Annotated in this window: 18 protein-coding genes; 12 read left to right on the forward strand and 6 right to left on the reverse strand. The window is 66.2% G+C overall.

The features are described 5' to 3' along the window. The first annotated feature begins 256 nt into the window (after positions 1-256). The 5 genes from G3O00_RS08225 to G3O00_RS08245 are packed head-to-tail and all read left to right on the forward strand — an operon-like array spanning position 257 to position 5,375. Positions 257-2,638, forward strand: a complete 2,382-nt coding sequence (locus tag G3O00_RS08225) for an MCP four helix bundle domain-containing protein (RefSeq protein ID WP_206142662.1) — start codon at positions 257-259, stop codon at positions 2,636-2,638. A 7-nt stretch (positions 2,639-2,645) separates the two neighbouring features. Then, a complete protein-coding gene (locus G3O00_RS08230) occupies positions 2,646-3,389 on the forward strand; it encodes a methyl-accepting chemotaxis protein (RefSeq protein ID WP_206142684.1) in 744 nt (247 codons plus the stop codon). Further along, entirely contained in the window at positions 3,386-3,967 is a 582-nt protein-coding gene (locus G3O00_RS08235; protein ID WP_206142663.1) for a hypothetical protein, read from the forward strand. Before G3O00_RS08230 ends, G3O00_RS08235 begins: the two co-directional genes overlap by 4 nt. Positions 3,968-4,009: 42 nt before the next feature. Further along, the gene (locus G3O00_RS08240; RefSeq protein ID WP_011355573.1) at positions 4,010-4,969 is read left to right on the forward strand and encodes a chemotaxis protein CheX; all 960 of its coding nucleotides are present in this window, start codon (positions 4,010-4,012) and stop codon (positions 4,967-4,969) included. A gap of 40 nt (positions 4,970-5,009) precedes the next feature. After that, entirely contained in the window at positions 5,010-5,375 is a 366-nt protein-coding gene (locus G3O00_RS08245; RefSeq protein ID WP_011355572.1) for a response regulator, read from the forward strand. Between the two features lie 46 nt (positions 5,376-5,421). On the opposite strand, the gene G3O00_RS08250 is transcribed toward G3O00_RS08245, so the two are convergent. Continuing rightward, positions 5,422-5,952 carry a DMT family transporter gene (locus tag G3O00_RS08250; protein ID WP_174930406.1) on the reverse strand — a complete coding sequence of 177 codons (531 nt, stop codon included), beginning with the start codon at positions 5,950-5,952 and terminating at the stop codon, positions 5,422-5,424. Between the two features lie 90 nt (positions 5,953-6,042). On the opposite strand from G3O00_RS08250, the gene G3O00_RS08255 reads away from it, so the two are divergent. Beyond that, positions 6,043-6,951, forward strand: coding sequence for a LysR family transcriptional regulator (locus G3O00_RS08255; protein WP_174930405.1), 909 nt, complete (start codon positions 6,043-6,045; stop codon positions 6,949-6,951). Between the two features lie 150 nt (positions 6,952-7,101). On the opposite strand, the gene G3O00_RS08260 is transcribed toward G3O00_RS08255, so the two are convergent. From G3O00_RS08260 to G3O00_RS08270, 3 genes are all read right to left on the reverse strand, one after another. Next, positions 7,102-7,599, reverse strand: a complete 498-nt coding sequence (locus tag G3O00_RS08260) for an SgcJ/EcaC family oxidoreductase (RefSeq protein ID WP_206142664.1) — start codon at positions 7,597-7,599, stop codon at positions 7,102-7,104. A 77-nt stretch (positions 7,600-7,676) separates the two neighbouring features. Further along, positions 7,677-8,663, reverse strand: a complete 987-nt coding sequence (locus G3O00_RS08265) for a zinc-binding alcohol dehydrogenase family protein (protein ID WP_206142665.1) — start codon at positions 8,661-8,663, stop codon at positions 7,677-7,679. Between the two features lie 85 nt (positions 8,664-8,748). Continuing rightward, positions 8,749-9,363, reverse strand: coding sequence for a nitroreductase family protein (locus tag G3O00_RS08270; RefSeq protein ID WP_206142666.1), 615 nt, complete (start codon positions 9,361-9,363; stop codon positions 8,749-8,751). Between the two features lie 110 nt (positions 9,364-9,473). On the opposite strand from G3O00_RS08270, the gene G3O00_RS08275 reads away from it, so the two are divergent. The 3 genes from G3O00_RS08275 to G3O00_RS08285 all read left to right on the forward strand — a co-directional run bounded on the left by G3O00_RS08275 (position 9,474) and on the right by G3O00_RS08285 (position 11,600). Further along, the gene (locus G3O00_RS08275; protein WP_174930401.1) at positions 9,474-10,364 is read left to right on the forward strand and encodes a LysR family transcriptional regulator; all 891 of its coding nucleotides are present in this window, start codon (positions 9,474-9,476) and stop codon (positions 10,362-10,364) included. A 179-nt stretch (positions 10,365-10,543) separates the two neighbouring features. Continuing rightward, positions 10,544-11,131 carry a hypothetical protein gene (locus tag G3O00_RS08280; protein WP_206142667.1) on the forward strand — a complete coding sequence of 196 codons (588 nt, stop codon included), beginning with the start codon at positions 10,544-10,546 and terminating at the stop codon, positions 11,129-11,131. Positions 11,132-11,141: 10 nt separating this feature from the next. Then, positions 11,142-11,600 (forward strand): DUF3592 domain-containing protein, encoded by a 459-nt coding sequence (locus G3O00_RS08285; protein WP_206142668.1) that lies wholly within the window; start codon positions 11,142-11,144, stop codon positions 11,598-11,600. 12 nt (positions 11,601-11,612) lie between these two features. On the opposite strand, the gene G3O00_RS08290 is transcribed toward G3O00_RS08285, so the two are convergent. Next, positions 11,613-12,494, reverse strand: coding sequence for a LysR family transcriptional regulator (locus G3O00_RS08290; RefSeq protein WP_174930602.1), 882 nt, complete (start codon positions 12,492-12,494; stop codon positions 11,613-11,615). Between the two features lie 136 nt (positions 12,495-12,630). Between G3O00_RS08290 and G3O00_RS08295 the strand changes: the two genes are divergently transcribed. Together G3O00_RS08295 and G3O00_RS08300 are read left to right on the forward strand one after the other, a co-directional pair. After that, positions 12,631-14,046 (forward strand): MFS transporter, encoded by a 1,416-nt coding sequence (locus G3O00_RS08295; protein WP_206142669.1) that lies wholly within the window; start codon positions 12,631-12,633, stop codon positions 14,044-14,046. Between the two features lie 120 nt (positions 14,047-14,166). After that, the gene (locus G3O00_RS08300) at positions 14,167-14,961 is read left to right on the forward strand and encodes an enoyl-CoA hydratase (protein ID WP_174930397.1); all 795 of its coding nucleotides are present in this window, start codon (positions 14,167-14,169) and stop codon (positions 14,959-14,961) included. Between the two features lie 154 nt (positions 14,962-15,115). Here the strand turns inward: G3O00_RS08300 and alr are convergent, their stop codons facing one another. Next, entirely contained in the window at positions 15,116-16,237 is a 1,122-nt protein-coding gene (gene alr, locus G3O00_RS08305) for an alanine racemase (protein WP_206142670.1), read from the reverse strand. A 301-nt stretch (positions 16,238-16,538) separates the two neighbouring features. Between alr and G3O00_RS08310 the strand changes: the two genes are divergently transcribed. Continuing rightward, the gene (locus G3O00_RS08310; RefSeq protein WP_011355561.1) at positions 16,539-16,910 is read left to right on the forward strand and encodes an MAPEG family protein; all 372 of its coding nucleotides are present in this window, start codon (positions 16,539-16,541) and stop codon (positions 16,908-16,910) included. Positions 16,911-16,921: the final 11 nt, after the last annotated feature.

Below are 16,921 nucleotides of genomic sequence, written 5' to 3' on the forward strand. Positions count from 1 at the left end.
TAAAAATAAAATATCCGAACCTGGAATTTCCAGGCCGCGCCGGATCGCCGATCGAAGCCTTGTGGCACGAGGTTAACGGCAGATCCCGACAATACTTTAGGGCTCTTTAGCCACAATTATTCATTTCATTTTTATCAATGAATGATTGATTTCCGGTCATCGGAGCGTCATACACCATCCCCGATAATTCGGCGCTCACATTCTTTCAATAGACCAAACGGCGATCGAAGCCGAATCGCTGCGGGGAGCTGTACTCATGACCATTCGTCATCGCATTACGCTGCTAGTCGTCCTGACGTTCTTCGCGCTGTCCGCGATCGGCATCTATGCCGTGTACCAGACACGCAAGAGCGCGTCCGAGGTACGCCAGGTCACCCAGGGAATCGTGCCGAGCGCGCTCGCGTCGGCGGATCTCGTCGCCGATGTGAAGAACATCCAGATCGCGACGATGACGCTCGTCTACGCGCCCGACGCGAACACCGCCGCCCAGGCGCGCGACGAGCTGAAGGCGAAGCAGGGCGCGCTGCGCGCCGCGCTCGATGTGCAGGCGAAGTCGGCGGTCGGCCAGGCGCAGGTCGGGCTCGTCTCGCAGGCGAAGGAGAGCGCCACGAACTATTTCGCGGCGATCGACGACACCGTGAAGATGAAGGCCGACGGCAAGCCCGAGATGGCGCAGGCGTACCTGTTCGCGAACGTCGCGCAGTATCGCGACGAACTCGAAAGCATCGTCGACACGCTGCGCGTCGAGAAGAACCGCCAGAAGGACGACGCGATCAGCGCGCTGAACGGGATGCTCTCGACGACGGCAACCGCGATCGCGGGCGTCGCCGGCACGGTAATCGTGCTGCTGACCGCGCTCGGCCTGCTGCTGTATCGCCAGATCACGCGTCCGCTGATCGGGATGCAGACGGCGATGAGCGAGATCGCGACGAGCCAGGATTTCACGCGCCGCGTGCCGGTGGGCCGGATGGACGAAATCGGCCATTCGATCGTCGCGTTCAACGGGATGATCGAGAAGATCCAGGAGAACTCGGCGCAGCTCAAGCAGAAGACGGCCGACATCCAGGCGATGCTGCAGAACATGCAGCAGGGGATCCTGACCGTCGTCGAAGGCGGCGTCGTGCATGCGGAATATTCGGCGTACCTCGAAACCATCTTCGAGACGAGCGACATCGCGGGCCGTGACCTGATGGCGCTCGTGTTCGACGACTCGAACATCGGTTCCGACGCCCGCTCGCAGGTCGATGCGGCCGTGCATGCGTGCCTCGGCGAAGACAGCATGAACTTCGAGTTCAACGAGCACCTGCTGGTGAACGAAGTCGCGAAGCGGATGCCGGACGGCCGCGACAAGTGGCTCGACCTGAGCTGGTCGGCGATCACCGACGAGACCGATACGGTTGTGCGCCTGATGCTGTGCGTGCGCGACGTGACCGAGATTCGCGAGCTGACCGCGCAGGCCGGCGAGCAGCAGCGCCGCCTCGAGATGATCGGCGAGATTTTGTCGATCAGCCAGGACAAGTTCCACGACTTCGTGCACAGCGCGAAGGGCTTCTTGAGCGAGAACGAGCGGATGATTCGCCAGCACGAGCGCGCCGATCACTCGATCGTCGCGGCGCTGTTCCGCAACATGCACACGATCAAGGGCAATGCGCGCACGTACAGCCTCCAGCACCTGACGAACATCGTCCATGAAGCGGAGCAGGCGTACGACTCGCTGCGCCGCGCGGACGGCGGCCCCGAGTGGAACCGCGACGCGCTGATGGACGACCTGGCCCGCGTGCGCGATGCGGTCGAGCACTACGCGACGATCAACGCGGTCACGCTCGGCCGCAGCGGCGAGGCGGTGCAGGGCGCCGACTTCCTGATGGTCGAACGCGCGCACATCAGCGAGAGCCTGCGCGTGCTCGACGGCGCCGATCCGGCGAGCGAGGCCGACTGGCATGCGGCGCGCGACGCCGTGCGCCGCATGCTGAGCCAGCTTGGCACGCAGGGCATCGGCGATGCGCTCGGCGGCGTGATCGAGTCGCTGCCGTCGCTCGCGGCCGAACTCGGCAAGCCGGCGCCCGTCGTGCATATCGACAGCCACGGCCACCGCGTGCGCAGCGAAATCGCCGCGACGCTGAAGAACGTGTTCATGCACCTGCTGCGCAACTCGATGGACCACGGGATCGAATCGTCCGACGAGCGGCGCGCGGCCGGCAAGGCGGCATCCGGCACGATCGACATCGCGGTCGGCGTGGGCGGCGGCGAGCTGTGGTTCGTGCTGAGCGACGACGGCCGCGGCCTCGCGCTCGACCGGATTCGTGGCATTGCCCGCGAGCGCGGCTGGATCGATGCCGACCACGACGCGGCGCTGTCCGATGACGCAGTGGCCGAGCTGATCTTCCGGCCGGGTTTCTCGACCGCGAATGCCGTGACCGAAGTGTCGGGCCGTGGCGTCGGCATGGACGCGGTGCGCAACTTCCTGAAGCGCGACGGCGGCGACATCGCGCTGCGTTTCACCGACGATCGCGTCGGCGCGCCGTATCGCGCGTTCGAGACGATCGTGTCGCTGCCGGCCCGCTTCGCGGCGGACGGTGCCGCCCAGGGCGTCGTGCACGAACGTGTGCGCAGCGCGGATATCGGCGCGGCGGAGTGACGACGTGATGGTGCAGGCGTGGATGATCCAGATGGCCGCTGCACTGGCGGGCGGTGCCGTCGTCGCAATCGTGGCGGCAGTCGTGTTTCGCGTGACGCGCAAGCGGCTCGTCGGGGCGCTTGAACGTGATACGGCGCAGTTGCGCGGCGCGCTCGACGCAGCCGAAGCGCGCGTCGTCGACGCTACGTCGGCGCACGCGGAGGCGGCCGACGCATGGGCGCAGCGCGAGGCGCAGCTCGAGGATGCGCTGGCGCGCGAGACGTCCGAGGCCGGCACGCAGCGCGACGCCATGCACGCGTTGTCGGCCGATCGAACGGCGCTCGCGCAGCACGCGATGAAGATCGCCGACGAAGCCGCGCGCCTGCGCGGGCTCGCCGGCACCTTCGAGCGCTGGCACGAGCAGATGATCTCGCTGACCACGCAGAACCAGGACATGCGCACGAAGAACCAGGAGCTGTCGGCGATCGTCGCGCACGTGTCGATCGTGTCGCTGAACGCGTCGATCGAGGCCGCACGCGCCGGCACGGCCGGGCGCGGCTTCTCGATCGTCGCGAGCGAGGTGCGTGGGCTGGCCGCACGCTCGCAGCAACTGTCGAACAGCTATCGCGACAGCCTGAACCGCAACGATCTCGTGACGGCCGCGACGTTCCAGGACATCCAGGCCGGCGGCAAGATGATCACGGCCGCGCTCGCGACCGTCGAGACGCTCGCCGGGCAACTGCACGCGCGAATCGAAGGAGGCGCGGCGTGATCAGCGCGCAGGCGAAAGCCGGCTTCGAGCGGATCTTTTTCGATGCGGCGCGCACGCGGCTCGCGTCCGGCGGCGCGTGCGACATCCGGCCGGCCGCCAGCCACGCACACGATGGGCAGGATCACGCGCCCGCGAAGTCGCGGTCGAAGTCGAAGGTGCCCGAGCATGTCGCGGTGCTGACGATCTCGGCGCTGCATTTCCGCCTGCTGCTCGCGCTGCGCTTCAGCGACGACGATGCGACGCGCCGCCATTTCGCTGGCGCGACGGCGGGCACGAGCAGCCAGCGGCCGCTGCCCGAAGCATTCATGGAAGTCGCGAACCTGTGCTGCGGCGCGATCAACCAGGCGCTGACCGCGCCGTTTCCCGACCTCGGGATGTCGACGCCGTATCTGCTGAGCGGATCGAGCATCGACTACCTGCCCGCACTTTCGCCGGATCACGTGGCTGCCTACGACCTGACGCTCGACGGCGATGTGCGGGTGGGTGCGACGTTGTGCGTGTGCGCGAACGCGCCGGTCGATTTCCATGTGCCGGCCACTGCCACGGTGGATACCGGTGGCGAGCTCGAACTGTTCTGACCGACTCCGACCGACCCAGACCGACCATTAGGAACCCTTGAGATGACCCTGGACAAACCCGTCAGCAAGGTGCTCGTGCTCGACGACAGCCGCGCGCACGCCGACGCGATCAAGCGTTTCTGCGACGAGCACAACCTGGTCGGCCTGACCGTACGGCGCAACCGGCTGCTGAAGGTGCTGCGCTCGAACATCGACCTCGGTGCGATCCTGCTGGCCGAGGATTACGGCGGCTCGCCGGCCGAGAGCGCGATCATCGCGACGCAGATCGATGCGCTGCGCCCCGAGCTGCCGATCATCCTGCGCCGCGAATCGCTTGCGTCGCGCGACGGGCTGCCGGAGGCACTCGCGCGCGTTGCATGCGCGGCCTACGTCGCGGACGACATGACGCCGCTCAAGCGCGCGATCGACGAATACCTGTTCGGCCGCGATTACCCGAACGCACTCGTGCGCGGCATCTCGGAGATCACCGAGGCGCGTATCGACAGCCTGTTCCCGGGCATGACGATCGAGCACGAAACGCCGTGCATCGTGCGCGACCAGATCATCTTCGGCGAAGTGTTCAGCCTGATCGCGCTCGAAAGCGCGTGGTGCCGCGGCTACATGCTGCTGCAGACGAGCGAGCAGCCGCTGCTCGACATGCTAGGCGGCACGCGCGACGACGGCCGCGCACCAGATTTCCGCGACGTGAACAGCGTGCTCGGCGAACTGACCAACCTCGTGTGGGGCGCGTTCAAGAACCGCTATCTCGGCGACGCCGAGGCGCTGGCCCGCCATCCGGTGCAGGTGCCGCTCGTCGTCAATCACAAGCAGAAGTTCATCTCGTTCGGCGGCGACTGCCCGCAGCTCTGCTTCAAGTACCGGATGACCGATCCGGCATCGGGGCGCTCCGTCTGTCTCGACCAGCGCTTCGTGTTCAGCCTGAGCTGGTCGCCGGAGGATTTCCGCGAATCGGTGCAGGACGTGGGGCCGATGGTCGAATCGGGCGAACTCGAACTGTTTTGAATACTGAAGTCAGCAACAACGAAAGGAAGGGGAATACGACATGGCAAAGATTCTGGTGGTCGACGATTCGGGCACGGTGCGCGACGAAGTCGCGGGCTTCTTGCGCAATCACGGGCTTGATGTCGCGACGGCTGTCGACGGCAAGGACGGCCTCGCGAAGCTCAAGGCGACGCCCGGCGTGCGCCTCGTGATCAGCGACGTGAACATGCCGAACATGGACGGCCTGACGATGGTCGAGAAGATCCGCGGCGAACTGGCGAACTCGACGGTCAACGTCGTGATGCTGACGACCGAAAGCAGCCCGGCGATGAAGGAACGCGGCAAGGCTGCCGGTGTGAAGGGCTGGATCGTGAAGCCGTTCAAGGGCGACGCGGTGCTCGACGCACTGAAGAAGCTCGCGGGCTGACACACATCGCCGTTCGGCAACCGCGCGCCCGTTGCCGCCTGCGCAGTCAGTGCTGCGGTTCGGGTTGCACAGCTGCCGCGTCGCCGGGTGCGGCCGGCGCGCGTGGCGCGGGCGTCTGCCATTGCACGACGATCATCCCCGCGAAGATCAGCGCGACGCCCGCGATGCGGCCGGGTGTCGCGAGCCGCTGCGCGAGCCCCATCAGCCCGTAGTGGTCGATCAGCAGCGACGCGAGCGTTTGCCCGGCCACGACGCAGACGATGAAGGTCGTCGCGCCGAGCCGCGGCGTCAGGATCAGCGCGAGCGTGATGTAGATCACGCCCGCGAGGCCGCCGAGCCACGTCCACAGCGGGCGCTGCAGCGCGTCGCCGATCAGCGGCGCGTGCGCACGCGTGGCCAGCAGCACGGGCAGCACCACGAGCAGGCTGACTGTCAGCGACGCGACGCTCGCCCATAGCGGGTGGCCGAGCGCACGCCCGAGCGCGGCATTGCTGCCGCCTTGCAGCGGCACGAGCGCGCCGGCGACGAAGGCCGCGACGGCGAGCGGAAGGGTGGCGAAGGAAAGGGAAGTCGTCATCGTGGTCGGTCGTGAAAGGAATTCGAAATGATTGTTATCCATTAAGATGGCGAATGGAAATTCGTTCTTCGGATGCTTCATATTCCTTTCATGAATAATCTGGCCCGCATCGACCTGAACCTGCTCGTGACGCTGCACGCGCTGCTGAGCGAAAAACACATCTCGCGTACCGCCGTCCGGCTGCACCGCAGCCAGCCGGCCGTGAGCCATGCGCTCGCGCGTCTGCGCGAAATCTTCGGCGATCCGTTGCTCGTGCGGCGCGCGGGCCGGCTCGAGCTGACTGCGCGCGCGAACGAACTGGTCGAACCGCTGAACGACGTCCTCGGCCGGCTCGGCGCGCTGATCGAGCCGCCGGCGTTCGATCCGTCCGCGGCCACGCGCGTGTTTCGCATCGCGATGTCCGACTACGGCGCGCGGATCGTGCTGCCGGCGCTCGTGAAGACGCTGCGCGCCGACGCGCCGGGCATCGAGCTGATCGTGTCGCAGGCCACGCGCGAAGCGATGCGGATGCAACTGATGGACGGCGAGGTCGATCTCGCGCTCGGCGTGCTGCCGGCGGTGCAGCGCGACCTGCATGCGCAACCGCTGTTCGTCGAATCGTTCGCGTGCGTGGCCGATGCGAGCCGGCTGCCGCGCCGTGGCGAACTCGCGCTCGACGCATGGCTCGCACGGCCGCATGCGCTCGTTGCGATGCGCGACGGGATGGACAACGAGGTCGATCGCGCGCTCGCGCGGTTGCGGCGCGAGCGGCACATCGCGGTGATCCTGCCGTTCTGGGGTGTCGCGAACGACCTGATCGCCGGCACCGACCTCGTGCTGACCGTCGCGCGCCGCAACCTCGACCGTGTGCGCGACGATGCGCGGCTGCGCGTGTTCGAGCCGCCGTTCCCGATCGATTCGTTCGAATTCGCGCAGCACTGGCACGCGCGCCGGCACGGCGACGCTGCGCACATCTGGCTGCGGCAGACGATCGCGCGCGTCGCGAGCGGCGAGTACTGAGGAGACGCGCCAGGTAACGACGCATGGATTGATCCAGCGCCGGGTGCCGGATTACGCCGCAGGATCCATCGCAGCCGTGGGAGACCGATGCCTGCCGTCATACTCGGTGCGGACAGCGAGGGCGATGAATGTTTTCATGTCGGCTCCTGGTTACGGTCCGGAGGTCTCGACGGATTTCGGGCGATTGGTTGTCGAAAAAATGTATCGAGCAAACTGCCATGCACCGTCCTTGGCGCGATGGAGGATGAAGATTTCCTGGTTGCCTTCGGCGCTTTGCCGATTGTTGCTCAGCACCGTTTGGGTGCCGCTGGAACGGGTTCTCGCGAAGGCCCAGTCGTTCGAGAGCGGCTTGATCTCGTCGATCCTGAAGGTGACGTTCAGTTTGATCGTCCGGAAGATTGTTTCGTACGCGTTTCGAACGTTGTCCTTGCCGATTACCGTCGGAAAGTTCTGCGGCATGAAAACCGCGTCGTCGGCATAGAGTTTCATCACTTCGTCCGTATTCGACGAATTGAGCGCCTTCTCATATCGCCGGAGCTGGCCGGCAATCGCTTCGGTTGCGATGCGATTGTTTTCGGGCGGGGCCGCTGACACGGCCACCGGCAGGATGGCAAGCGCAGCAACTGATGCCCTCAGGAATGTGTGCATGGGAATCTCCGGACGGGATAGCGCATGGGGAAAGGGACGGCGCGGATCACGACAGGCGATCCGCGCGGTCCCGAAGATCACACCAGGACGACGAGCTTGCCGAGCGCGCGGTTGCTTTCGATCAATTCGTGCGCCTGTCGAACCTCGTCGAATGCGAAGGTGCGTTCGAGCAATGACGGAATCTGCTTGTTGGCAACGCCGTCCACGATCATTCGTAGCGGTGCGTCGCCCAGCGGCAGCGAGGGCGTGCCGAACAACTGGCTCGGGAAGAAACTCAGCTTGACCGCGGGCGGCAGGTCGGTCATCAGGTTCAAATGCTCGAGCACCGGTGGCCCGCCGAGCAACCCGACGACCGCGACGGCGCCGAACGGCCGCAAGGTACTCGCGGTGTCGCGCAGCGTCGCCGCGCCGACGACCTCGAGCGCCGCATCGATGCCGTTCGGGAAGAGGCGCCGCACATCGTCCGCGATCTCGCCGCCGTCGACGATCACGTCGTCCGCGCCGGCCAGGAAGAGGCGATTTTCGTTCCTGGCGGAGCGCGTCGTTGCGACGACATGGAGGCCCGACGCCTTCGCATAGGTAATCGCGGCGAGGCCGACCGTGGACGTCGCGCCGCGCACCAGCAGCGTCTGGCCCGCTTCGATACCGAGACTCTTGTTCAGTGCGCCCCAGATTGTCAGGTAGGCCTGCGGCAACGCCGCGAGTTCTTCCCACGACAACGTGGTGCCGTCGAGATCGATCACGTTGGTGCGCAATACCGTGACCTCCTCGGCATAGCTGCCTGGACGCGTGAACTGCAATCCGCCCATCGCCGTCGCGACGCGCTGACCGATCCGGAACGTGCCGGACGGGTCTTCGACGACTTCGCCGACCGCCTCGATACCCGGCACGCGGAGGCCGTCGATCGGGCCCATCTTGCCCGCACGCAGGTACGTTTCGGCACGGTTGAGGCCAAACGCGCGCACGCGGATGCGTACTTCGTCGGCCTTCGGCGCGACCGACGGGATATCGCGGATTTGCAGGACGTCGGGGCCGCCGGCTTGCTCGATGACATAGGCTTTCATGGTGTTTCCTTGTCGAATGTGAATGCTGGGGGAGGCCATGCCGGCGCACGTCGATATGACGCCGGCATCGGCTTTCGATGTCGTGTTACGCGAATGACAGGACGTCGGACGTCGACTTGCGCGGCTTTTGCGGCCAGTTGCCGGGCGCGGCATGGCCGACGGTCACGAGCATGACCGGCACGTCGGTGGGTTGCAGGTGGAATGCAGCGGCGACACCGGATGGGTCGAAGCCGATCATCGGCCCCGACGCGAGCCCGCGATCCTGCGCGGCCAGCATCAATGTCATGGCGGCGAGCGATGCCGAACGGATCGCCTCGTCGCGCTGAAATGCGGGGTTGTCGCCGTACATGCTGTTCGCGGCGCCGATCCAGCCTTCATAGATTCCCTGGTCGAGAATGCCGTGCTCGACGGACGGCTTCAGCGCGCCAGGCAGCGTGACGTGCGGCTCGAGCGTGCCGCAGACGATGAACGTCACGGCCGCGTCGGCGACCTTCTGCTGTCCGTAGGCCAGCGGCAGCAGCTTCGCCTTGCCGGCGGCGCTGCGCACGGCGACAAACTTCCAGTTTTGGAGGTTAAAGGCGGACGGGGCAGTCGTTGCGAGTTGAATCAGTTCGTCGATCTGCTGGTCGGTCAACGCCCGGCCGGAATCGTACTTGTTGGTTGAAACCCGCGATTTCAAAAGCGTTTCCAAGGTAGACATGGCTATCTCCGGTGATCGGTTGTGAGGTACGCGTAGCCACTATGCGGGTTCGGATGACATTCAGGAATCGCCGAATCCGATACACTGCCTATCAAATTCGAGAGGATGATATGGACCTCAATGCCGTCGAAATGTTTGTGACCGTGGTGCAGGCCGGGAGCCTGTCCGCTGCCGCATTGCGCACCGGCGTGCCGTTGCCTACCTTGAGCCGCCGGGTTCGGGAGCTTGAAAGGCAACTCAGCGTTCAGTTGCTCGAACGTTCGGTTCGCGGCACCAAATTGACGGATGCCGGCGTCCGGCTCTACGAACACGCGAGTCGTGGAATCGAGGCGCTGATCGAGGCGAAGGAGGCGGTGGTCAGTGCCCAGCATCAGCTGAAGGGATTTCTGCGCTTGTCGCTGCCGCCGACGTTCGATATCTGGTGGGATTTACTGGCGGCGTTCCAGGTGCGTTTCCCGGGCATCCGGCTCTTTGTCTATACGACGGAGCGGCGCGTCGACCTGATCGTCGACGGCATCGATGTGGCGCTGCGCGTGGGGGCGATCGAGCATGAGTCGATGGTGGCGCGCAAGATCCTGCAGTACCGGCATCGGCTGGTCGCGAGCCCCGCGTTGCTAGAACAGTACGGCCGTCCCGCCACGCCGGAGGATTTGCAACTACTGCCGTGTGCAACCTGGGGACTTGGCGCCTACGCGCAACCGGTCTGGAATCTGGGGGAGACGCCATTTCATCCGCGTCCGCTGTTCGCCACGAACGACTATGCGCATCTTCACCGTCGGGCGCTTGCCGGAGACGTCGTGACCGAGCTTCCGCCGTTTCTGGTCATGGAGGATCTGCGTACGCAGCGACTCGTTTCCTTGCTCGACGAGCATCCGTTGCCGGAACAGGAACTCAACCTGCTTTACCCGTCTCATCGGCATCCGTCGTCGGTCGTGCGCGCCTATCTGGATTTTTGTCAGGAGTACTGGAAAGAGAAGGCGCATGGCGATTTGTTCGGGTAGTCGACACGATTCCGGTCGCCGCATCCATCATTCGATTTCCGCGCGACGTTCACCGGGTGGGCGATTTACATCGCCCGGCAATGTCCGTATCCTGCCGGATGCCGAGGGCGGCGTGCCCGCGCAACCTGCGCAGCACGCCCGGCATCCACAACAAACAATCAGGAACGGGACACCTTCCCATGACAATCAAAATCGACCGGGCAGCGCTCGTGCGCGGCGCATGCGTGGCGCTGATGGCTGCGCTGGCAGGCGGATGCGCAAACACCACCGGGCAGCAGAATGCACAACAGGCTGCTGCCGGCAGCGGTTCGTCGTACACGTGCAACCCTACGCCAGCCGACGGGCTGGTGACGGCCGGGACGGGCATCAACGGGGGCTATTTCGTGCTGCACGATCCCGAGACAAAACAGCCGCTGCCGAACACGCACTATGCGTTCGCGCTGTACACGAGCGCGGCCCAGGACAACCGGGAACTCGAAGTCGAAGGCACGACCGACGCGCAGGGGCGCACGGCCTACGTGCGTTCCGCCGCGCCGATCGATGCGGCGCGCATGGTGCTCGTCCGCACGATCGGCGACGGCCCGACGGGGCGTATCCCGGTACTGGTCCGGCCGCAGGACGGCAAGCGCGTTCCGTTCGCGAAGTACAAGGTCACCGGCTGCAACGGCCCGTACGAAGGCACGACCGACGAAACAGGGCGCGGCGTGATGTACCGCTGCAAGGCGCAGTCGAAGATCGCCGTGTCGTTCTATCAGTCGCGTCCGTGAGGTGGGCGGAATGGTGTCCGATTCCGGCCGCACGACTGCGCCGCAGACGGAAACGCTGATCGCGAAGGGCGTCGTTTTTACCGTCGTGGGTAGCTGCCTGCTGATCGGCGCTGCCCTGTACGCGCAGTCGACGCGCGAATTCCTGCGAACGTCGGTCGTCGTGCCGGGGCGGGTCATCAAGCTGAATGCGGGCCCGCATCATCCGGAGATCGCATTCACGACGCTCGCGGGCGAGCACGTCGAATACCCGCAGGGCGGCTCGGTGAGCGAGCAGGACGGCGCGATCGTCGAGGTGCGCTACACGCCCGACGAGCCCAGGAGGAGCGCGCGGTTGAATACGTTCGGTGCGATCTGGGGCGACGTACTGATGATAGGCGGGATGGGCGTCTTCTTTTTCCTGGGCGGCGCCAGTCAACTGCGTTCCGGCGTGCGCGCGTGGCGCAGCGGGCGCAATCCGGCCGCGCGCTGACAGACAGGCACGCTACCGGGCAGAGGGGCCGGCGGTCGCGAACTCGTCGACGACGGCTTCGATCACGGCCTGCACTCGCGCGGTCTTGTAGAGATCGGCATGGGCGACGAGCCACACGTCGAAATGATTGCATCGCCGCGCCATGAGGCGCACCAGTTCCGGCTCCGCGTCGGCGCGGAAGCACGGCAGCTCTGCAATGCCGAGCCCTGCCACCGCAGCCTCGACCAGCATCATCGTCGACGATGTCTGGAACATCACGCGGCCGCGTGAAGTCGGTTCGCCGCACAGCGCGTCCCACATCGTCGGTACCACCGGCTGCTGGTACATCACCAGATCGTGTCCGTCGAACGCGCTCCCCGCGACGGGTTCGCCACGCTCGGCCAGATAGCGGCGCGAAGCATAGATGCCCGTTTCGAGATGCCCGAGCCGCCTGACGATCAGATCCGGCGAATCCGGCCTCAACGTGCGAATCGCGAGGTCCGCTTCACGGCGCGTGAGGTTGGCGATCTCGGCCGATGTCACGCACACGACGTCGATGCCTGCATGCCTGCGCCGCAGGCGGGCGATCGCGGGCACCACGAAACGCTTGCCGAGCGAGTCGGTCGTGGCGATGCGCACGGACCCGGCCAGCTGCTCGTCGAGCCCCATCACGCGGCGCTCGATCGTGAGTGACGCCCGTTCCATCGTTTCGGCCGGTTCGAGCAGGGCTTCGCCCGCGGTCGTCAGTACATAGAGGGTCGGCGTTCGAAGAAACAGGCGGGCCGTGAGTTCGTCCTCGAGCGCGGCGATGCGACGTCCCACCGTCGCCTGATCGACATTCAGCTGCGCCGCGGCACCGCGAAGCGTGCCGGTGCGCGCCAAGGCGAGGAAGAAGCGGGCGTTGTCCCAGTTCATGCGGATCGATTGTGTCATCGGACGGGCGGCGGCGGACGGGAAGGGGTGATGCAGATCTGCATCATCAAAATGCGAAATTATCACTTTTCTGCATCGCACGCCGTTCCTAGACTCCCGGCATCTGCCTGGAGGTGTCATGTCCGATTGCAATCCCGTTCCCGTTTCCGTTCCCGTTCCGCTGGCGGCCACGAGCCGCCGGACGGTGCGCGAGCAGCGCTTCACGCTGGCGCTGGTCGCGATCGGCATGTTCATGGCGGTCCTCGATTCGACGATCGTCAACGTGGCGTTGCCCGCGATGCGCACGAGCCTCGGCGCGACGGTCGCCGAACTCGCGTGGATCGTCGACGCGTATACGCTCAGCTTCGCCGCGTTGATTCTCGCGGGCGGCGCGCTGTCCGACCGGTTCGGCGCGAAGCGTGTGTATCTCGCGGGGCTGGCGCTGTTCGTCGGCGCATCGGCGGCGTGCGGCGTCGCGGCGTCCGTGGCTATCCTCGTGGCCGCGCGCTTCGTGCAGGGCATCGGTGCCGCGCTCTTCCTGCCCGCGTCGCTCGCGGTCGTGCGCAGCACCTTCGACGTGCCTGCCGAGCGTGCGCGGGCGATTGCGGTCTGGGCGGGCATCGCGTCGGTTGCCGTTGCCGTGGGGCCGGTGCTGGGCGGCATTCTCGTCGACGATTTCGGCTGGCGCAGCGCGTTCTTGATCAATGTGCCGACCGGCGCGGTCGCCTTTGCCGGGGCCGTCATGCTCGTCCGGGCGTCGACCGTGCGACGTGCGCACCCGTTCGACTGGGCCGGCCAGAGTGTCGGTGCGGCGGCACTCGGCGCGCTGTGTTTTGCGGTGATCGAATTGCCGACGCGCGGCCCTGGTGCCGCGGAAGTCCGTTGCGCGCTGCTGGCCGCCGCGCTCGCGGCAGCCGTGCTGGTCGTCGTCGAGCGGCGCACGCGCCATCCGATGGTGCCGTTGGCGTGGTTTCGCAATCGCGTGTTCGTCGCGATGAACCTGATGGGCAGTCTCGTCTACGTCGGCTACTTCGGGCTGCTGTTCGTGCTGAGCCTGTATCTGCACGGACGCTTCGGCATGAGTGCGCGACAGACGGGAATGACACTGTTGCCGTTCGCGTTGAGCCTGTCGCTCGGCAATCTGTTGTCAGGAAAACTGCATGGTCGGGTTCGCCCGGTCACGCTGATGGCAAACGGCCTCGGGATGGCGGCGCTGGCCATTCCGGCGATTGCCGTCGCGCTCACGCTGCGTGCGCAGTGGCCGGTGGTGTGGACGGCCATGGCCGCATTCGGTACCGGAACCGCGCTGTCGGTGGCGCCGATGATCGCGACCGTGCTCGAACAGGTGCCGGCGGACGCGGCGGGCGTCGCATCGGGGTTCCTCAATGCGGCGAGACAGGCTGGCAGCCTCCTCGGCGTGGCCATCGCGGGCGCTGCGACGATACTGCTACCGGATTTGACAGAGGCGCTGTGGGCAATCACTGCGGTCGGTTGTGTCGCCTATGCGATCGCCGCCATTGCCGCGCGGACGTCTGGCAACGCGAGTGGCTCGTGACTGGACGCCAGGCGGAATGTGGAGGAGCATTTCATCCTCACGGTGCCGTGAACGGGCCCGCATCATCGCCGCGCGTTCACGCCGCACCGAATCCTGCCGAACCCCATCGAGCGGAACATCATGACATCCGATCAAGAGACTGCCGAGCCGATCCTGTTGCGCGATGCGCACGACGGCGTCGTCACGCTGCGGCTGAACCGTCCGCAGCAGTTCAACGCATTGTCCGAGGCGATGCTCGCGAGCCTGCACGATGCATTCGAGTCGCTGGCGGCCGATCCGCATGTGCGCTGCGTCGTGCTGGCCGCCGAAGGCAAGGCGTTCTGCGCGGGCCACGACCTGCGGCAGATGCGCAGCCAGCCCGAGCTCGACTACTACCGCACGCTGTTCGCGCAATGCAGCCGTGTGATGCTCGCGATGCGCGCGTTGCCGGTGCCGGTGATCGCGCGCGTGCACGGCATCGCGACGGCGGCCGGCTGCCAGCTCGTCGCCGCGTGCGATCTGGCGATCGCGGCCGATACCGCGCGCTTTGCGGTTTCGGGCATCAACGTCGGGCTGTTCTGCTCGACGCCGGCCGTGGCGTTGAGCCGCAACGTCACAGCGAAGCGCGCGTTCGACATGCTCGTGACCGGGCGCTTCGTCGATGCGGCGACGGCCGCCGCGTGGGGGCTCGTCAACGAAGCGGTACCCGAAGATGCGCTCGATGCGGCCGTCGCTCGCAAGGTCGCCGAGATCGTCGCGAAGAGCCCGGCGGCGGTGCGATATGGCAAGCAGATGTTCTATCGCCAGCGCGAGTTGCCGCTCGACGAAGCCTATGCGTATGCGGGCGACGTGATGGCGCGCAACATGATGGAAGAAGATGCGGGCGAAGGCATCGACGCGTTCCTCGAGAAGCGCAAGCCGACGTGGCGTTCGTAGTGCATCGCCGGATGCGTTCACCGAGCGGAGCGGAAGGGCCGTAACCCACACCTTTCGCTCGGACGGAAAAGCAAACGGGCCGCCCAACGCGGCCCGCAACCGAAGCGGCACGTCAGGCGACGCAACAGCGTGTGCGCCGCCGCCTCTCCGCCGGTCAGCGCCCGTAGCTCCCGGTCCGCAGCGTCGGCTGTTCGCTCGACGCACCCGGCGGGACGATCACGACCGGCACGCGGCGCGCAAGTGCGCACATCAGCTCGTAGCCGATCGTGCCGCTGGCTTCCGCCACGTCATCCACCTTCACCTGGTCGCCCCACAGCTCGACGCTCGACCCGATGCCCGCGTTCGGGCACGGCGTCAGGTCGACGGTCAGCATGTCCATCGACACGCGGCCGACGACGCGCGTCATCACGCCGTCCACCGCGATCGGCGTGCCGGTCGGTGCGTGGCGCGGATAGCCGTCCGCATAGCCGCACGCGACGACGCCGATCCGCATCGGCCGGTCGGCCGTGAAGCGGCGGCCGTAGCCGACGGTTTCTTCCGGCGACAGCGTCTGCACGCCGATGATCTTGCTCGTCAGCGTCATCGCGGCCATCAGCGGCGTGTCGGCGATATCCCGCGCCGCACCCGTCGGCGATGCACCGTACAGGATCGTGCCGGGCCGTACCCAGTCGCGGTGCGCGCGCGGATGCCACAGCACGGCGGCCGAGTTCGACGTCGAGCGCTCGCCCGGAATTCCCGCCGTGGTCGCATCGAACTGGTCGAGCTGCCAGTCGACTTCGCCTTCGTCGGCGTTCGCGAAATGCATCATCAGCGTGATCTTGCCGATCGACGGCGCGCTTGCCGCGCGTTCCCATGCGGCAAGGAAAACGGCGGGGCGGAAGCCGAGCCGGTTCATCCCGGAGTTCATCTTGAGCTGGATGTCGATCGGCTGCTGCGGCCTGGCGGCGATCAGCAGGTCGAGCTGCTCGTCGCAGTGCACCGCGACCGTCAGGCGGTGGCGATCGGCCAGCTCGACGTCGGCCGGCTCGAAGATCCCTTCGAGCAGCAGCACCGGCTTGTCCCAGCCGAGCTCGCGCACGCGCACCGCCTCGTCGAGATCGAGCAGCGCGATGCCGTCGGCGGCCGCGAGGCCCGGGTAGATCCGCTCGATGCCGTGACCGTACGCATCGGCCTTGACCACGCCCCACACGCGCGATTGCGCGGCGGTGCGGCGGATGAAGTCGAGGTTGTGGCGAACGGCGTCAGGGCGGATATGGGCGACGATGGGACGGGGCATGGCGATGTCTCGGATCGGATGTCGTTTGGGGCGCGCGGCGGCGCAGGTTCGGCGGCCTGGCGCGATAGCGCGCCAGGCCAGTGTTGAGCGCTATCTTATTGGTGTTCGACCAGTTTTAATTAACGTTTTTGTCGACGATTTGGTGGAAATTTTGGTGTCGAACCAGGCTTGTCGCGGCTGCCGGCGGGCCGCGCAGCCGAGTCTCCCGTCTAGAAAACCGGTGCGCGAACAGCACGGCGCAATGCTAAGCTCTCGGCGATCTTGTCATTGATCAATGTAATCATAAAGGAGGAGACTTTTGATGACGACGTCCCAGCTGTGCCTGTTCATCGTGGCGCTGTTGCCGTTCCCGATGACGTTTCTCGCAAAGGCCCGCAAGGGCTACGACAACCGCGCGCCGCGCGACTACCTGGCGAAGCTCGAAGGCTGGCGTGCCCGTGCGCAGGCCGCGCACCAGAACGCGTGGGAAGCGCTCGCGCTGTTCACGGCCGCGCTGGTGGTGGCGTGGCACAACGGCGCGAACGTGCATCGCGTCGACCAGCTCGCGATGGCGTTCGTCGCGATCCGTATCGTCTATATGCTGATGTACCTGCTGAACTGGGCGTCGCTGCGTTCGCTCGTGTGGTTCGGCGGGATGGCGTGCGTGGTCGCGTTGTTCTTCGCTGCGCCGTAAGCGGCGCATGC

The sequence above is a fragment of the Burkholderia sp. Ac-20384 genome, assembly GCF_017104605.1.
Classification (GTDB): domain Bacteria; phylum Pseudomonadota; class Gammaproteobacteria; order Burkholderiales; family Burkholderiaceae; genus Burkholderia; species Burkholderia lata.

Bases quoted from the DNA above. Each gene is read 5' to 3' on its own strand.
- G3O00_RS08225 (WP_206142662.1), top strand. From the start codon at position 257: ATGACCATTCGTCATCGCATTACGCTGCTAGTCGTCCTGACGTTCTTC.
- G3O00_RS08230 (WP_206142684.1), top strand. From the start codon at position 2,646: ATGGTGCAGGCGTGGATGATCCAGATGGCCGCTGCACTGGCGGGCGGT.
- G3O00_RS08240 (WP_011355573.1), top strand. From the start codon at position 4,010: ATGACCCTGGACAAACCCGTCAGCAAGGTGCTCGTGCTCGACGACAGC.
- G3O00_RS08245 (WP_011355572.1), top strand. From the start codon at position 5,010: ATGGCAAAGATTCTGGTGGTCGACGATTCGGGCACGGTGCGCGACGAA.
- G3O00_RS08250 (WP_174930406.1), bottom strand. From the start codon at position 5,952: ATGACGACTTCCCTTTCCTTCGCCACCCTTCCGCTCGCCGTCGCGGCC.
- G3O00_RS08255 (WP_174930405.1), top strand. From the start codon at position 6,043: ATGAATAATCTGGCCCGCATCGACCTGAACCTGCTCGTGACGCTGCAC.
- G3O00_RS08260 (WP_206142664.1), bottom strand. From the start codon at position 7,599: ATGCACACATTCCTGAGGGCATCAGTTGCTGCGCTTGCCATCCTGCCG.
- G3O00_RS08265 (WP_206142665.1), bottom strand. From the start codon at position 8,663: ATGAAAGCCTATGTCATCGAGCAAGCCGGCGGCCCCGACGTCCTGCAA.
- G3O00_RS08270 (WP_206142666.1), bottom strand. From the start codon at position 9,363: ATGTCTACCTTGGAAACGCTTTTGAAATCGCGGGTTTCAACCAACAAG.
- G3O00_RS08275 (WP_174930401.1), top strand. From the start codon at position 9,474: ATGGACCTCAATGCCGTCGAAATGTTTGTGACCGTGGTGCAGGCCGGG.
- G3O00_RS08280 (WP_206142667.1), top strand. From the start codon at position 10,544: ATGACAATCAAAATCGACCGGGCAGCGCTCGTGCGCGGCGCATGCGTG.
- G3O00_RS08285 (WP_206142668.1), top strand. From the start codon at position 11,142: ATGGTGTCCGATTCCGGCCGCACGACTGCGCCGCAGACGGAAACGCTG.
- G3O00_RS08290 (WP_174930602.1), bottom strand. From the start codon at position 12,494: ATGAACTGGGACAACGCCCGCTTCTTCCTCGCCTTGGCGCGCACCGGC.
- G3O00_RS08295 (WP_206142669.1), top strand. From the start codon at position 12,631: ATGTCCGATTGCAATCCCGTTCCCGTTTCCGTTCCCGTTCCGCTGGCG.
- G3O00_RS08300 (WP_174930397.1), top strand. From the start codon at position 14,167: ATGACATCCGATCAAGAGACTGCCGAGCCGATCCTGTTGCGCGATGCG.
- alr (WP_206142670.1), bottom strand. From the start codon at position 16,237: ATGCCCCGTCCCATCGTCGCCCATATCCGCCCTGACGCCGTTCGCCAC.
- G3O00_RS08310 (WP_011355561.1), top strand. From the start codon at position 16,539: ATGACGACGTCCCAGCTGTGCCTGTTCATCGTGGCGCTGTTGCCGTTC.